The following is a 15538-nucleotide window of genomic DNA, read 5'->3' as shown; positions in this document are numbered from 1 at the left end:
CCGCGGGGCAGGGGGCCGGACCCCCGCGCGCCGCGGAGAGGAAAGGGACGACCATGGACGAGGACGACAGCCCGGCCCGCCCGCGCCTGACCAGCGACACGCGTCAGGCGGGCTGGCGGCGGGCCAATCCGCTGAAATACAGCGCCCATCTGGAGGTGCAGAAGGCGCTCGCCTCGGGCGCCCTGGTCCGGCAGCCCTGCGAGGTCTGCGGGGCCGTTGCGGTGGACGCCCATCACGACCGCTATGACCGGCCGTTGGAGGTGCGCTGGCTGTGCCGCAGGCACCATATCCGCCTGCATCACTATGGCGAGGACATGTTCCCGGTCAGACGGCAGGCCGACGAACAGACATAATTCTCCATGAAATCATCAGGATGACCGATCTGGGAGAATAATAATCTCTTTTCACGACCGAAATAGGCGTTTTTATTCTGTTGCTAAACACGACTTTCTCGGTCGTTATTACGGTATGGAAACGCCGCATGCGGCCTGCAACGAAAGGGAAGACCCGATGACCTCGACCCATGCCCTGACCGAGCCCCGCCCGACGCTCTGCGCGGTCACGCTGATCGACCGGCGCACCGGGCGTCCGCATCGCGTGAACGGCGCCGCCCTGGTGGCGCTGAGCCGCGATCCGCATGCCGCCTCGGCCGACCTGCTGACCGGGCGCGACCCGCTGATCTGGTCGACCCGCATCCAGCCCCTGACCGCCGCGGCGCGCTGATGCGCAGCCTCCGCACCCGAAAGGACCGACCCATGCAGATCGTCACCATCTCGACCGGCACCCGCTCCTCGGCGCAGGGGCCCGAGGTCTCCACGGCCCCGGACGGGCGCGTCACCGTCCAGACCGGACGCGGCACGCTGACCGGCTGGCCCGTCGGCCGCCTGACGCCCACCGGCATCTGACCCCGCCGTCCCGTCGGCCGTCCTGTCGCCGGCGGGACCGCGCCATCCCCATTCCGATCCACGTCACGAGGACCCCGATGTTTCTTCGCCCCCTTGCCCTTGCGCTGGTGCTGCTGGCGCCCGCGGCCCAGGCCCAGAGCCTGCTGAACGTCAGCTATGACCCCACGCGCGAGCTGTATCGCGAGTTCAACGAGGCCTTTGCCGCCCATTGGGAGGCCGAGGGCAACCCGGCCCCGCAGATCGAGACCAGCCATGGCGGCTCGGGCGCGCAGGCGCGCTCGGTCATCGACGGGCTGGCGGCGCAGGTGGTGACGCTGGCCTTGGCCTCGGACATCGACCAGATCGCGGCGACGGGCAAGCTGCCGGAGGACTGGCAGACGCGGCTGCCGCACAATTCCAGCCCCTACACCTCGACCATCGTGTTCCTGGTGCGCGACGGCAACCCCAAGGGCATCCGCGATTGGGGCGACCTGACCGCCGAGGGCGTCGAGGTCATCACGCCCAACCCCAAGACCAGCGGCGGCGCGCGCTGGAACTATCTGGCGGCCTGGGCCTGGGCCGAGAAGAACGGCCTCGACCCGGCCGAGTTCCTGGGCCAGATATTCGCCAACGTGCCGGTCCTGGACACGGGCGCACGCGGCGCGACCACGACCTTCGCGCAGCGCGGCATCGGCGACGTGCTGCTGGCCTGGGAGAACGAGGCCTATCTGGCGCTGGAGGAGCTGGGCGAGGACCAGTTCGACATCGTGGTGCCCAGCCTGTCGATCCTGGCCGAGCCGCCGGTGGCGCTGGTCGATGCCAACATCGCCGATGACGCGCAGCGCGCGCTGGCCACGGCCTATCTGGAATACCTCTATTCGCCGGAAGGGCAGGCGCTGGCCTTCAAGCACTTCTACCGGGCCTGGGACGACAGCGCCGCCGACCCCGAGGATGTCGCCCGCTTCCCCGAGCTGGAGCTGGTCACCATCGACGAGATGGGCGGTTGGGCCAAGCTGCAGCCCGAGCATTTCGGCGACGGCGGCATCTTCGACCAGATCTACGTGGCGAAATGAGCGGCAGGCCCCTCGTCAGCCGCACGGCGATGCCCGGTCTCGGCCTTTCGGCCGGGATCACCCTGTTCATGCTGACGCTGGTGGTGTTCCTGCCCATCGGCGCACTGCTGTGGAAGGGGGCCCAGTTCGGGCCCGCCGCCATCTGGGACACGATCAACCGCGAACGGGTCTGGGCGGCGCTGTGGCTGTCCTTCCGGCTGTCCTTCCTGGCGGCCTGCTTCAACCTGGTCTTCGGCGTCATCCTGGCCTGGGTTCTGGTCCGCTACCGCTTTCCGGGGCGGCGCATCGTCGATGCCGCGGTCGATCTGCCCTTCGCCCTGCCCACCGCCGTGGCGGGCATCGCGCTGACCGCGCTCTATGCGCCGAACGGGGTGCTGGGCAGCCTGGCCGGTGATCTGGGCTGGCGCATCGCCTATACGCAATGGGGGATCTGGCTGGCCCTGGTCTTCGTGGGCCTGCCCTTCGTCACGCGCACCGTCCAGCCGGTGATCGAGGAGATCGAGACCGAGGTCGAGGAGGCGTCCGCCACGCTCGGCGCCAGCCGCGCGCATACGCTGCGCCGCGTGATCGCGCCGATGCTGATGCCCGCGGCGCTGACCGGCTTCGCGCTGTCGCTGGCGCGTGCGGTCGGCGAATACGGGTCGGTCATCTTCATCGCGGGCAACATCCCGCTGCGCACCGAGATCGCCCCCCTGCTGATCGTGATCCAGCTGGAGGAGTACAATTACGGCGCCGCCGCCGCGATCGGCCTCGCGATGCTGGCCATCAGCTTCGCCATGCTGCTGGCGATCAACCTCATCCAGATCTGGTCACGCCGGAGGATCGGTCATGTCTGACGCCACCCACGCCTTCCGCCGCGCGACCGAGGAGGCCCCCCTGGCCCGGTGGGCGCTGATCGCCGTCGCGGTGGGGGGGCTTCTGCTTCTGGTCGGGGCGCCGCTGGTCGCGGTCTTCGCCGAGGCCCTGTCGCGGGGCTGGGCCGCCGCGGTGGAAGGCCTGGCCAGCCGCGACGCGCAGGCCGCGATCCGCCTGACGCTGCTGATCACCGCCATCGCCGTGCCGCTGAACGCGGTCTTTGGCATCGCGGCCGCCTGGTTCATCACCAAGTTCGACTTTCGCGGCAAGGCCTTCCTGATCACGCTGATCGACCTGCCCTTCAGCGTCAGCCCGGTCGTGGCGGGCCTGTGCATCGTGCTGCTGTTCGGGGCGAACTCCGCCATCGGCGGCTGGCTGGTGGCCAGCGGCCATCCGATCGTCTTCGCTGTGCCGGGCATCGTCCTGGCCACGGTCTTCGTGACCTTCCCCTTCGTCGCGCGCGAGCTGATCCCCGTGATGATCGAGCAGGGCCGCGCCGAGGAGGAGGCCGCGCTGACGCTCGGCGCCTCGGGCTGGCGGGTGTTCCGCACGGTGACCCTGCCCAACATCCGGTGGGCGCTGCTCTACGGCACGCTGCTCTGCACCGCCCGCGCGATGGGCGAGTTCGGCGCCGTGGCCGTCGTCTCGGGCAAGATCCGCGGCCAGACCGCGACCATGCCGATCACCATCGAGATGTTCTACAACGAATACCTGTCGGTCGCGGCCTTCTCCATGGCGGCGACGCTGACGGGGCTGGCACTGCTGACGCTGCTGCTGAAGACCGCGCTGGAACTGCGCCATGCCGACGCGCTGTCGGCCACCCGCCGCCATTAGGGAAGGACTACCCATGCATATCCAGATCGACGAGATCGCCAAGGAATTCGGGACCACCACCGCGCTGCACCCGGTGTCGCTGTCCATCCCCTCGGGGGCGCTGGTGGCGCTGCTGGGGCCGTCGGGTTCGGGCAAGACCACGCTCCTGCGCATCCTGGGCGGGCTGGAGTTCCCGACCTCGGGGCGGGTGCTGTTCAACGGCCAGGACGCCACAGGCCTGTCGGTGCAGGACCGCCGCGCGGGGTTCGTGTTCCAGTCCTATGCCCTGTTCCGGCACATGACCGTCTTCGAGAACATCGCCTATGGCCTGCGCGCCCGGCCCCGCGCCAGTCGCCCCCCCGAGGCCGAGATCGAGCGTCGGGTGCTGAAGCTTCTGGACCTGATCCAGCTGCCGCAGATCGCCTCGCGCTATCCGACGCAGCTGTCGGGCGGCCAGCGCCAGCGCGTGGCCCTGGCCCGGGCGCTTGCGATCGAGCCGCGGATGCTGCTCTTGGACGAGCCCTTCGGCGCGCTGGACGCCAAGGTCCGCAAGGAGCTGCGCCAGGGCCTGCGCGACATCCATGACGAGACCGGGCTGACCTCGGTCTTCGTGACCCATGACCAGGACGAGGCGATGGCGCTGGCCGATCTGGTCGTGGTCATGTCGATGGGCCGGATCGAGCAGATCGGCAAGCCTGCCGACATCCGCGCCCGGCCCGCCACCGATTTCGTGCGCGACTTCATCGCCGCCTAACAGGGCGCGAACGCAGACCGCCCGACGGGCCGGAAGCACGCCGCTTCCGGCCCGTCGTCGTCAGGGGGCGGGGCAGGGGGGGATGAATCTTCTGCATGGGCGGGCTGCGGCCACCGCGATCTTCCAGGATCGGGCCGGCCTTTGGAATCGCCCGGACGGGCGCGGTGCGGTAATAAACGACTGCACAAGTCGTGTATTAGACCGACGCATTCCAGAGGGGACCGACATGACCCGCAAGATCCGCCTTGGCGCCTTCCTTCCCGGCGGCGGCCAGCATATCGCCAGCTGGCGCCATCCCGACCAGCCCGCCGACGGCGCCGTCGACCTGCAGTTCCATGTCGATCTGGCGCGCGAGGCCGAACGGGGCCTGTTCGACGCCTATTTCCTGGCTGACGGGCTGTCCGTCACCACGACCGAAGGCGGCGCGGCCCGCGTCGCGGGGCTGGAGCCGCTGACACTGTTCGCGGCGCTGTCCACGCAGACCACGCATCTGGGCTTCATCGCCACCGCCTCCACCACCTATGAGGAGCCCTACAACACCGCGCGCAAATTCGCCTCGCTGGACCTGATCTCGGGCGGGCGCGCGGGGTGGAACGTGGTGACGACCGCGACGGAAAGCTCGGCGCGCAACTTCAACCTGGACCGCCAGCACCCCCATGCGCATCGCTATCAGCGCGCGGCCGAGCATGTGGCGGTGGTGCGCAAGCTGTGGGACAGCTTCGAGGATGACGCGTTCATCCGCAACAAGGAGAGCGGCGCCTTCATCGACCGGGCCAAGCTGCACCGCGCCGACCACCGGGGCGCGCATTTCAGGGTCGAAGGCCCGCTGAACGTCGCGCGCTCCCCGCAGGGGCATCCGGTCATCGTGCAGGCCGGCCAGTCCGAGGACGGCCGGGGGCTGGCGGCCGCCACCGCGGAGGTGATCTTCACCGCCCATTCGCGCATCGGCACCGCGCAGGCCTTCTATGCCGACATCAAGGCGCGGGTTGCGGGGCAGGGGCGCGACCCGGACCATGTGCTGATCATGCCGGGCGTTTCGCCCTTCGTCGGCCGGACCGAGGCCGAGGCGCGCGAGAAATACGACCGCCTGACCGCCCTGATCCTGCCCGAGGAGGGCATCGCGCTGCTCAATGGTCTGACCGGCGGCACGCTGGACCTGACCGGATATGACATCGACGGCCCCCTGCCGCCCGCGCCTCCCACCGAAGGCATGAAGTCGCGCCAGGCCCTGATCCGCCAGATCGCGGACGAGAACGGCTATTCCATCCGCCAGCTCTACGAATGGGTCGCCTCGGCGCGCGGGCATTACACCATCGTGGGCAGCGCCATCCAGGTGGCCGACATGCTGGAGGAATGGTTCACCGGGGGTGCAGCCGACGGGTTCAACATCCTGCCGCCCTGGCTGCCCACCGGCCTGACCGATTTCGTGGATCTGGTGATCCCGGAGCTGCAGCGGCGGGGCCTGTTCCGCACCGCCTATGAGGGCCGGACCCTGCGCGCGAATCTGGGCCTGCCCTTCCCGGTGAACCGCCACGCCGCCGCGCGTGCGGCCGCCCAGGCCGCGGAGTGACGCCATGACGCTTCAGAATCTCGACACCCCCGCCCGCCGGGCCCGCGCGATCCCCGCGCCGCCTGTCCGCGCCTTCCTGTCCCGCTACGGGCTGGTCATCGCCTTCCTGGCCCTGTGACAGGTGGCGGGCCGCGCCGGATGGGTCAGCCCGGCCGTGTTCCCGCCGCTGGACCGGATCGCGGTCGCGCTGTGGACGGGCCTCGCCAGCGGCGCGCTGCTGGACGACATCGCGATCAGCCTGCAGCGGGCGGGCCTGGCCTTCGGCGCGGCGGTGGGTCTGGGCATCCCCTTGGGCCTGCTGATGGGGCAGCTGCGCCCGGTGGAACGCGCGCTGGACCCGATCCTGCAGATCTTCCGCCAGACCTCGGCGCTGGCGCTCTATCCGGTGTTCATCCTGCTGATGGGCCTGGGAGAGACCTCCAAGGTCTTCGTGATCTTCTGGGCGACGCTGTTCCCGATCCTGCTGGCGACCATCGGCGGCGTGAAGCAGGTCGACCGCAAGCTGGTCGAGATGGCCGAAAGCTATGGCGCGACCCGCCTGCAGGTGTTCCGCCGGGTGATCCTGCCCGCCTCGGTGCCCGCCATCTTCGTGGGCCTGCGCCTGTCGGCCACGACCGCGCTCCTGCTGCTGATCGCGGCCGAGATGATCGGCGCGAACAAGGGCATCGGATTTCAGGTCATGAATGCCCAGTACAATTTCCAGATCCCGCTGATGTTCGCGGCCATCTTCCTGATGGCGGGCCTGGGTCTGGCCGCCAACGGCATCCTGGTCCTGCTGCAGCGGCGGCTGTGCCGCTGGTCGCAGGACTGATCCCGCCCATTCTTCTCAAAGGAACCATCATGGTCATTCGTATCACCACCGTCGCCCTGCTTCTGTCCACCGCCGCGCAGGCCGAGGACGTCACCCTGCGCTATCTGGCCAGCCATGGCGGCCTCGGCGCGCATGAACTGGCCGAGGAGCTGGGTTACTTTGAGGGCACCGGCATCACGCTGGAAAACGTGGGCTATGCCTCGGGCGGGCCGGAATCGCTGATGGCGCTGGCCGGAGGCTCGGTCGAGATCGGCTCGGCCGCGACCTCCGCCGTGCTGAACTCCATCATCGGCGGCAACGACTTCGTCGCGGCCTATCCGACCCAAGGCATCAACGATCAGGTGCAGTCGATCTTCTACGTGCTGGAGGACAGCCCGATCCGGGGGGTCGCGGACCTGGAGGGCAAGACCGTCGCCGTGAACACGCTTGGCGCGCATCTGGACTATACCGTGCGCGAGGCGCTGCATCAGGCGGGCCGGGACCAGGCGGCCGTCAATCTGGTGACCGTGCCCGGCCCGCAGCTGGAACAGGTGCTGCGGTCGGGTCAGGTCGATGTCGCGGCCTTCGGCTATTGGCAGACCACCTTCGAGGGGGCGGCGCGGCAGGGCGGCGGCCTGCGCGCGATCTTCGACGATACCGACGTTCTGGGAGAGATCGCCGGCGGCTTCACCGTGCTGCGCCGCGATTGGGTCGAGGCCCATCCCGAGGCCGCGCGCATCTGGGTCGAGCAATCGGCCCGCGCGCTGGATTACGCCCGCGAGAACCCCGAGGAGACGCGCGAGATCCTGGCCCGCGCGCTGGAGGAGCGGGGCGAGAACCCCGAGGTCGCGGCCTTCTTCGCGGGCTACGGCGTGCGCGAGGGCGGGCGCGCCATCCCGCGCGACATCGACTTCTGGGTCGAGGTGCTGGAGCGCGAGGGCAAGGTTGCGCAGGGTCAGCTCTCCGCGGCCGACATCCTGCTCTCCGACGACACGGTGGCCGCGAAATAAGCGTCGCCACGATCCGCGGCGAGGTCGCCGTGCGCGGCCTGTCGAAATCCTATCCTCTGAACGGGGTGATGCGTCCGGTGCTGCGCGGGCTGGACCTGACGGTCGCGGGCGGCGAGGTGCTGGCCATCGTCGGCCCCTCGGGCTGCGGCAAGACCACGCTGCTGCGCCTGCTGGCGGGGCTGGAGGCGCCCGACCGGGGCGAGGTGCTGATCGACGGGCGGCCCGTGGCGGGCGTGGGGGCCGAACGCGCGGTGATCTATCAGGAGCCGCGCCTGCTGCCTTGGCTTTCGGTGCTGGACAACGTGGCCTTCGGGCTGGACCTGCGCGGCGTGCCCCATGCCGAGGCCCGCGAGCGGGCCCGCCAGTCGATCCGGCTGGTCGGGCTGTCCGCCTTCGAGGGGGCCTGGCCGCGCCAGCTGTCGGGCGGCATGGCGCAGCGCGTAGGCATCGCCCGCGCCCTGACCGTGCACCCCGAGATCCTGCTGCTGGACGAACCCCTGGGCGCGCTGGACGCGATGACCAAGCTGACCATGCAGGAGGAGCTGACCCGCATCTGGCGCGAGGAGGGCGTGACCATGATCCTAGTCACCCACGACCTGGAGGAGGCGATCTTCCTGGCCGACCGGGTGCTGGTCCTGTCGGCGGACGGCACGGCGCCCGCGCTGCTGCCGGTCGATCTGGCGCGGCCGCGCGAGCGCAGCGCGCCGGGCTTCGTGGCGATGCGCCGGGCGCTGATGGCGCGGTTCGGCCTGCATTGAGGACAAGGGCCGGCCGCCGCGCCGAGGGGGCGGGCGGCCGGAGTGACCGGCCCGGAGGGAGAGGACCGGGCCGGATCGGGGTCAGGCCAGGATGAAGTCGTCCTCGGCCAGCTGCGACAGGCGGGTGTTCTCCAGCGTCAGCACGTCCTCGTCGCCAAGCGCGATGACCGTGTTGCGCCCGATCTGGGTGGCGGCGTCCCACAGGTCGGCCATGTCGTCGAACAGATCGCCCGCGAACTCGATCACGTCGGCGGGGCGGAAGTCCAGGATGCGGTCCATGCCGAAGCCTTCGGCGAAGACGAAGCGGTCCGCCCCCGACCCGCCGGTCAGCGCGTCGTCGCCCGCGCCCCCCGTCAGGGTGTCGCGGCCCGCGCCGCCCTCCAGGCGGTTCGCGCCCCCGTCCCCCGTCAGCCGGTCCGCAAAGCCCGAGCCGATCAGGTTCTCGATCGAGATCAGCACCTCGCCGGTGACGACGCCGTTGACCGGTCCCTGCGCATGCCCGCCCGAGGCCGTGCCCGCGCCCAGGTCGATGCGCACGCCCGCATCGCTGCCCACATAGGAGGCCGTGTCATTGCCCGCGCCCCCGTCCAGCCAGTCATAGCTGGCCCCGCCGATCAGCAGGTCGTCGCCCGCCTCGCCGAAGGCCACGTCCGCGTCGCGGCCCATGTCCAGCGTGTCGTTGCCCGCGCCGCCGTTGAACCAGTCGCCGCCGCCCAGACCCCGCAGCAGGTTGTCGGCATCGTTGCCGATGAAGCGGTCGATGCGGTCGTTCGATCCGATCAGGTTCTCGATCGAGCTGAACGTGTCGCCGGTGGCGGTGCCGCCATAGGCCTCGTTGCGGGCCAGGTTCACCAACAGCTGGAACGGGCTCTCGCGGCTGTAATCGACCGTGTCGATGCCGTCGCCGCCGCGGAAGGCGTCCTGGCCCGCGCCGCCGCGCAGCAGGTCGTCGCCGGTGCCGCCCTGCAGGATGTCGTCGCCCGCGCCGGCCTCGATCGTGTCATTGCCCGCCCCGCCGACCAGCAGGTCGGCCCCGTCCTGCGATTCGACCGCGTCGGGGGGCGTGGGCTGGGTGTTGTTCTGGTCGCGGCTGGCCAGTAGGTCCAGACCGCCGATGATCAGGTCGTCCCCCGCGCCGCCCTGGATGGTGTCGCGCTGATTGCCGCCGTCCAGCGTGTCGTTGCCCGCCCCGCCGATCAGCAGGTCGTCGCCGTCAAAGCCCGCGACGCGGTCGTTGCCCGCATTGGCGATCAGTTCGTTGTCGCCCGCATTGCCCAGGACGACGTCGGCAAAGCGGCTGCCGATGCCGCGTTCGATGATGTATTCCCCCTGATCGGCATTGTGGCCGTCAAAGATCGCCACGTTGTCCTGATGCCCGTTCACGCTGGACCAGCGCCCGGCGCGCAGGTCCAGCACCGTGCGGTCGGTCGAGCCGGAGAAGTCCAGCGTGTCCGTGCCGCCCGTGTCGTGGATCACGAAGCCCGCATCGTTGGCCCCCCCTTCGGCGGCCAGGACGAAGCTCGTCTTGGTCGCGCCGAAGCCGTAGACGTCGTCGCCGGTGTTCAGCTGGATGTCCTGATAGGTCCGCGTGCCCTGCGCATCCACGGTGGAGAAGAAGCGGCGGATCACCGCCTCGATGTCGGCCATCATCGGCGTCGTCGCGAACCAGCGCGAGGTGGCGCCCACGTTGATGCCGTCATTGTAGGACATCATCGAATAGCGCTGCTGGTCATAGACCCAGATCGCCTGGTGCAGATAGGTGATCTGGTCGCCCGCGGGACCGGCATAGTTGTAGAAGCCCGGATGGTTCAGGCCGAATTCATGGCCGAATTCATGGATGAACGTGTCGAAGATGTAGCCGCCCGGTTCGGTCAGGAAGGGCTCGGTGTCGTGGAACTTCTGCCCCACGCTGACCAGCCGCCCGGCGGAGAAGGCCGAACCGTCGTTGCGCTCTCCGACCTCGGGGCTGACGACGGTCAGGTATTCGTCGCCGGTCACCAGCTCGAACTGCAGCGGCGTCACCGCCGACCAGGCCGCGAGCGCCCCCTCGGCCGCGGCGCGGTAGCCGGGATGGTTGTTCAACTCCTCCAGGTTCACGGTGATCGGCTCGGCCGCCATGGCCGGCGTCAGCGGCCGGTTCAGGCTGCCGAGACGGTCCATGAACGCCTCGTAGTCGGTCGACTTGCCGAAGGGGTTCTCGGGGGTCTGGTCGATCTGCTGCCAGTCCTCGGCGGTGAAGGGGTCGGCGCGCGGCACATAGGGGACGGGCACGACGGTGGGGTTGGCAAAGGCCTCCTCCAGCGCCTGGTGGTCCTGGGGCGTGTTCATGACGCAAATCACGCACATGGCGGTTCTCCTGTCTGTCGGACTTTTTCTTGGTGATGCAGGTCACGGGACTTGCACGATGTGCAGGCTGCGCGCGTTGCCGCTGTTCCCGCAACGGTTGTGACGACCCGGTCGCGGCCATGCGCTGAAAGGCGCCATACCGCGCGGTTCGAAACGACGGTTTCCTGCTCATGACGCTAGGGCATCCGGCCGGCGGATGGGCCGCCCTGCGCGGAACCGGCCTGTGGCGCGGCCCGTTCCCTAGGGTCCGGGCGATCGTCGCCCGGCGCGTCAGGAAAGACCGACCATGCCCGATTCCCAGCCCCGCCCCTCCCAGCCCCGCCCCTCCCAGCCCCGCGAATCCCGGACCGCCGCCGGTCCTTTGGAGCAGGCCGACAAGGATGCCGCCGCCGATGCCGCGCGCCATCGCCACCATCCCGTGGTGCGCACCCTGGGCGCGCTGAGCGAGGTGGCCGATCAGGTGCCGCTGTCGCTGGTCTGCGGGGCGGTGGGTCTGGGTGGCGCGCTGTCGGGGCGGGACGACATGCTGCGCGCCGGGGCGCGGATGATGGCCGCGCATGTGCTGGCCAACGTGGTCAAGCGCGCGATCAAGGACCGCTTCCGCCGGACCCGGCCCGTGGAGATGATCAAGGGGCGGCCCTATCGCTGCGAGCCGGGAGAGAGCCGGGGCGGGCACGAGACGTCCTTCCCCTCGGGGCACACGGCGGGGGCGGTGGCGGTGGCCGCGGTCGCGGCCCATGACCTGCCGCGCGCGGCGCTGCCGGCCTGGGGGCTGGCCGCGATGATCGCGGGCATCCAGGTGCCGCGGGGCAAGCACTATCCGGTCGACGTGGTGGCGGGCGCGGTCTTGGGCCTGGCCGCCGCGGGGGCGGTCCGGGCGCTGTGGCCTGCACGCGGGAAGGGCTGAATCGGGCCGGGTGACGCGCTGCGGGCGGGTTGTCATGGAACCGTCACACAAATACTGCACAAGCGTCACACGGAATCGATAGGTGGGGCGGGCATCGACCCATCCCACAGGAGACGACAGATGAAACATCTTGGCCTTACCGCCCTGTCCGTGATCGCGCTGACCGCGACCGGCGCCATGGCGCAGGCGCGCGAGCAGGTCCAGGTTGCCGGTTCGTCCACCGTCCTGCCCTATGCCACCATCGTGGCCGAGCTGTTCGGCGAGAACACCGATTTCGGCACGCCGGTCGTCGAATCCGGCGGCTCGTCCACCGGTCTGCGCCGCTTCTGCGAGGGCGTGGGCGAGAACACCATCGACATCGCCAATTCCAGCCGCGAGATCCGCGACAGCGAGATCGAGGAATGCGCGGCCAACGGCGTGACCGACATCATGGAGGTCCGCATCGGCTATGACGGCATCGTCTTTGCCAGCCCGGCCGGCGGCAACAGCTTCGCCTTCACCCCCGCCGACTGGTTCAACGCGCTCTCGGCCAAGGTCGTGCGCGACGGGGCCATCGTGGACAACACCGCGACCACCTGGTCCGAGGTGAACCCCGAGCTGCCCGACCAGGAGATCCTGGCCTTCGTGCCCGGCACCCGCCACGGCACCCGCGAGGTCTTCGACGAGAAGGTCATCGCGCAGGGCTGCGAGGACAGCGGCGCGCTGGAGGTCTTCACCGCCGAGATGGGCGAGGAGGAGGCCGAGGCCGCCTGCATGACGCTGCGCACCGACGGCCGCTCGGTCGACATCGACGGCGACTATACCGAGACGCTGGCCCGCATCGGGTCCTCGCCGAACGGCATCGGCGTGTTCGGCCTGTCCTTCTACGAGAACAACATGGACACGCTGCAGGTCGCGACCATGGGCGGCGTCACGCCCTCGACCGAGACCATCGCCTCGGGCGAATACCCGGTGTCGCGCCCGCTGTTCATCTATGTCAAGAAGGCGCATATCGGCGTCATCCCGGGCGTCAAGGAATTCGCCGAGTTCTTCGTGAACGACGCGATCGCCGGTCCCGACGGCCCGCTGGCCGCCTATGGCCTGGTGTCGGACCCCGAACTGGCCGCGACCCAGCAGGCCGTGGCCGACGAAACGACCATGCAGTGAGGCATGACCGGCCCGGCGCGCGCATCCCGCGCGCCGGGCCGACCCCTTTCGCGAAACCCCGAGGTTGATCCATGCCAATGTCCTGGGCCCTGCTGGCTGCCATCCTTCTGGCCGCGGCAGGCTTTTTCGTCGGACGCAGCCGCGCCTTCGCCGCAGGCGCCGGTGACGTGCGCACCCTGCACAGCCGCCCGACCTATCACGGCATGAACGCCGCGCTGTCGGTGATGCTGCCGGTGCTGACGGTCATGGTGCTGGCCTCGGGGCTGCGCATGGCCGGGGTGATCGGCCCCGAGGCCGCGGGCGTGGCGGGCCTTTTGGGCCTGGGGGCCGCGGTGGCGGGCCTGGGCTGGGCGGTGACCCGCGACGGTCGCGCCTTCCGCGCGCGCAACACGGTCGAGCGGATGGTGCTGGGCCTGATGGTCTTCTGTTCGATGATCGCCATCGCCACCACCATCGGCATCGTTCTGTCGCTGATCTTCGAGACGGCCAGCTTCTTCCGGCAGTACGACGCCCGCGACTTCTTCCTCAGCACCACCTGGTCGCCGCGCTTCGAGGGGAACTCGCAGCTGGGCGTGCTGCCGCTGCTGTGGGGCACGCTCTACATCAGCCTGATCGCGCTGCTGGTGGCGGTGCCCATCGGCCTTCTGGCCGCGATCTACCTGTCCGAATACGCAAGCCCCCGCCTGCGCGGCATCGCCAAGCCCGCGGTCGAGGTGCTGGCCGGCATCCCGACCATCGTCTACGGCCTCTTCGCGCTGGTCACCGTGGGGCCGCTGCTGCGCGACTGGATCGCGCAGCCGATGGGCCTCGGCTCGTCGGGATCGTCGGTGATGACTGCGGGGCTGGTTATGGGGATCATGCTGATCCCCTTCGTGAGCTCGCTCTCCGACGACATCATCAACGCGGTCCCCCAGAGCCTGCGCGACGGCGCCCTGGGCCTGGGCTCGACCCCGTCCGAGACGGTGCGCAGCGTCGTGCTGCCCGCCGCCCTGCCGGGCATCGTGGGCGCGATCCTGCTGGCCGCCAGCCGCGCCATCGGCGAGACGATGATCGTGGTCCTGGGCGCCGGCGCCGCCGCCACGATCAGCGCCAACCCCTTCGAGGCGATGACCACCATCACCGTCAAGATCGTCAGCCAGCTGACCGGCGACAACGACTTCTCCTCGCCCGAGACGCTGGTGGCCTTCGCCCTGGGCCTGACGCTGTTCGTCATCACCCTGGCCCTGAACGTCATCGCGCTCATCATCGTGCGCAAGTATCGCGAGCAGTACGAATGACCGATCATCCCCGCGCCACTGGTGCCAAGTCGCTCTATGTCCAGGACGCCCGCACCCGCCGCCGCAACGCCGCCGAGAAACGCTTCCGCGCCTACGGGCTGACGGCCATCGTCATCGCCTGCTTGATGCTGGCGGTGCTGGTCTTCACCATCGTGCGCGACGGCTCGGGCGCGTTCCGCCAGACCTACCTGTCGATCCCGGTGGCGCTGGACGCGCAGGTCCTGGACCCCAAGGGCAACCGCGACCCGGCCGAGATGGCGGGGGTGCTGACCCTGTCCTATGGCCAGGTGCTGGACCGCGCGCTGGATGCGGCCGTGGCCGATCTGGACCTGCGGATCGAGGGGCTGGAGAGCGGCGACATCGACGGCCTGATCTCGCGCGATGCATCCGCGCAGCTGCGCAACCGCGTGCTGGACGATCCCGAGCTGGTGGGCCAGACGGTGGACGTGGACGTCCTGGCGAACGGCCGCATCGACGGCTACTTCAAGGGCCGCGTCACCATGCAGTCGGCCGAACGCGACGGCAACACCTCGCCCGCGCAGCTGATGCTGGCCGACGCCCTGGCCGAGGAGGGGCTGCTGGTCACGCGCATGAACTGGGGCTTCCTGACGCTGGCCGACGCGTCCGACCAGCGCCCCGAGGCCGCGGGCCTGGGCGTGGCCATCCTGGGATCGCTCTACATGATGCTGGTCGTGCTGGTCCTGTCGGTGCCGATCGGGGTCGCGGCCTCGATCTATCTGGAGGAGTTCGCGCCCAAGAACCGCTGGACCGACCTGATCGAGGTCAACATCTCGAACCTGGCGGCGGTGCCGTCCATCGTGTTCGGCATCCTGGGCCTGGCGGTCTTCATCAACTTCGCGGGCCTGCCCGCATCGGCGCCCATCGTTGGCGGGCTGGTGCTGACGCTGATGACCCTGCCCACCATCATCATCGCCACCCGCGCGGCGCTGAAGGCGGTGCCGCCCTCGATCCGCGACGCGGCCCTGGGCGTCGGCGCCAGCCGGATGCAGACGGTGTTCCACCACGTCCTGCCGCTGGCCGCGCCCGGCATCCTGACCGGCACGATCATCGGCCTGGCCCAGGCCCTGGGCGAGACCGCGCCGCTGCTGCTGATCGGCATGGTGGCCTTCGTGCGCGAGTTCCCCGCCGCCCCGCCGGAGGGTCTGTTCGATCCGGCATCCGCCCTGCCGGTCCAGGTCTACAACTGGACGCAGCGCAGCGATCCGGCCTTCGTCGAGCGCGCCTCGGGCGCCATCATCGTCCTGCTGATCTTCCTTCTGTGCATGAACCTGCTGGCGATCTTCCTGCGCCGCAAGTTCGAGCGCCGCTGGTGATCGGCCCACAGGAGAGCCACC

Annotated in this window: 16 protein-coding genes; 15 read left to right on the top strand and 1 reads right to left on the bottom strand. The window is 69.8% G+C overall.

What is annotated here, in order from left to right; all coding sequences use genetic code 11:
• Window positions 1-53: 53 nt before the first annotated feature.
• From AC2SGK_RS07205 to AC2SGK_RS07155, 11 genes are all read left to right on the top strand, one after another.
• Window positions 54-353 carry a hypothetical protein gene (locus tag AC2SGK_RS07205; protein WP_488322912.1) on the top strand — a complete coding sequence of 100 codons (300 nt, stop codon included), beginning with the start codon at window positions 54-56 and terminating at the stop codon, window positions 351-353.
• Between the two features lie 157 nt (window positions 354-510).
• Window positions 511-723, top strand: coding sequence for a hypothetical protein (locus AC2SGK_RS07200; protein WP_488322911.1), 213 nt, complete (start codon window positions 511-513; stop codon window positions 721-723).
• Between the two features lie 32 nt (window positions 724-755).
• Window positions 756-905, top strand: coding sequence for a hypothetical protein (locus AC2SGK_RS07195; protein WP_488322910.1), 150 nt, complete (start codon window positions 756-758; stop codon window positions 903-905).
• Window positions 906-982: 77 nt separating this feature from the next.
• Window positions 983-1957: a sulfate ABC transporter substrate-binding protein gene (locus AC2SGK_RS07190; RefSeq protein WP_488322909.1), complete on the top strand. Its 975-nt coding sequence runs from the start codon at window positions 983-985 to the stop codon at window positions 1955-1957.
• Window positions 1954-2793: a sulfate ABC transporter permease subunit CysT gene (gene cysT, locus AC2SGK_RS07185; protein ID WP_488322908.1), complete on the top strand. Its 840-nt coding sequence runs from the start codon at window positions 1954-1956 to the stop codon at window positions 2791-2793. Before AC2SGK_RS07190 ends, cysT begins: the two co-directional genes overlap by 4 nt.
• Window positions 2786-3646, top strand: coding sequence for a sulfate ABC transporter permease subunit CysW (cysW, locus tag AC2SGK_RS07180; protein ID WP_488322907.1), 861 nt, complete (start codon window positions 2786-2788; stop codon window positions 3644-3646). The genes cysT and cysW overlap by 8 nt, the downstream gene beginning before the upstream one ends.
• A 13-nt stretch (window positions 3647-3659) precedes the next feature.
• Window positions 3660-4379, top strand: coding sequence for a sulfate/molybdate ABC transporter ATP-binding protein (locus AC2SGK_RS07175; RefSeq protein ID WP_488322906.1), 720 nt, complete (start codon window positions 3660-3662; stop codon window positions 4377-4379).
• Between the two features lie 226 nt (window positions 4380-4605).
• Complete coding sequence (locus tag AC2SGK_RS07170) at window positions 4606-5949, top strand: LLM class flavin-dependent oxidoreductase (protein WP_488322905.1); 1344 nt, start codon at window positions 4606-4608, stop codon at window positions 5947-5949.
• Window positions 5950-6070: 121 nt separating this feature from the next.
• Entirely contained in the window at window positions 6071-6760 is a 690-nt protein-coding gene (locus AC2SGK_RS07165; protein ID WP_488322904.1) for an ABC transporter permease, read from the top strand.
• Window positions 6761-6789: 29 nt separating this feature from the next.
• Entirely contained in the window at window positions 6790-7749 is a 960-nt protein-coding gene (locus tag AC2SGK_RS07160; protein WP_488322903.1) for an ABC transporter substrate-binding protein, read from the top strand.
• A 29-nt stretch (window positions 7750-7778) separates the two neighbouring features.
• The gene (locus AC2SGK_RS07155; protein ID WP_488322902.1) at window positions 7779-8507 is read left to right on the top strand and encodes an ABC transporter ATP-binding protein; all 729 of its coding nucleotides are present in this window, start codon (window positions 7779-7781) and stop codon (window positions 8505-8507) included.
• Window positions 8508-8588: 81 nt separating this feature from the next.
• On the opposite strand, the gene AC2SGK_RS07150 is transcribed toward AC2SGK_RS07155, so the two are convergent.
• Complete coding sequence (locus AC2SGK_RS07150) at window positions 8589-10835, bottom strand: M10 family metallopeptidase C-terminal domain-containing protein (RefSeq protein WP_488322901.1); 2247 nt, start codon at window positions 10833-10835, stop codon at window positions 8589-8591.
• A 304-nt stretch (window positions 10836-11139) separates the two neighbouring features.
• Between AC2SGK_RS07150 and AC2SGK_RS07145 the strand changes: the two genes are divergently transcribed.
• The 4 genes from AC2SGK_RS07145 (at window position 11140) to pstA (ending at window position 15517) form a co-directional block, all read left to right on the top strand.
• Entirely contained in the window at window positions 11140-11760 is a 621-nt protein-coding gene (locus AC2SGK_RS07145; protein ID WP_488322900.1) for a phosphatase PAP2 family protein, read from the top strand.
• 120 nt (window positions 11761-11880) lie between these two features.
• Window positions 11881-12906 carry a substrate-binding domain-containing protein gene (locus AC2SGK_RS07140; protein ID WP_488322899.1) on the top strand — a complete coding sequence of 342 codons (1026 nt, stop codon included), beginning with the start codon at window positions 11881-11883 and terminating at the stop codon, window positions 12904-12906.
• A gap of 71 nt (window positions 12907-12977) precedes the next feature.
• Complete coding sequence (gene pstC / locus AC2SGK_RS07135; protein ID WP_488322898.1) at window positions 12978-14183, top strand: phosphate ABC transporter permease subunit PstC; 1206 nt, start codon at window positions 12978-12980, stop codon at window positions 14181-14183.
• Window positions 14180-15517, top strand: a complete 1338-nt coding sequence (gene pstA, locus AC2SGK_RS07130; protein WP_488322897.1) for a phosphate ABC transporter permease PstA — start codon at window positions 14180-14182, stop codon at window positions 15515-15517. Before pstC ends, pstA begins: the two co-directional genes overlap by 4 nt.
• Window positions 15518-15538: the final 21 nt, after the last annotated feature.

Source organism: Paracoccus sp. NIOT.M2S5SZ12 (assembly GCF_057748165.1).
This window is presented reverse-complemented; position numbering and strand designations above follow the sequence as displayed.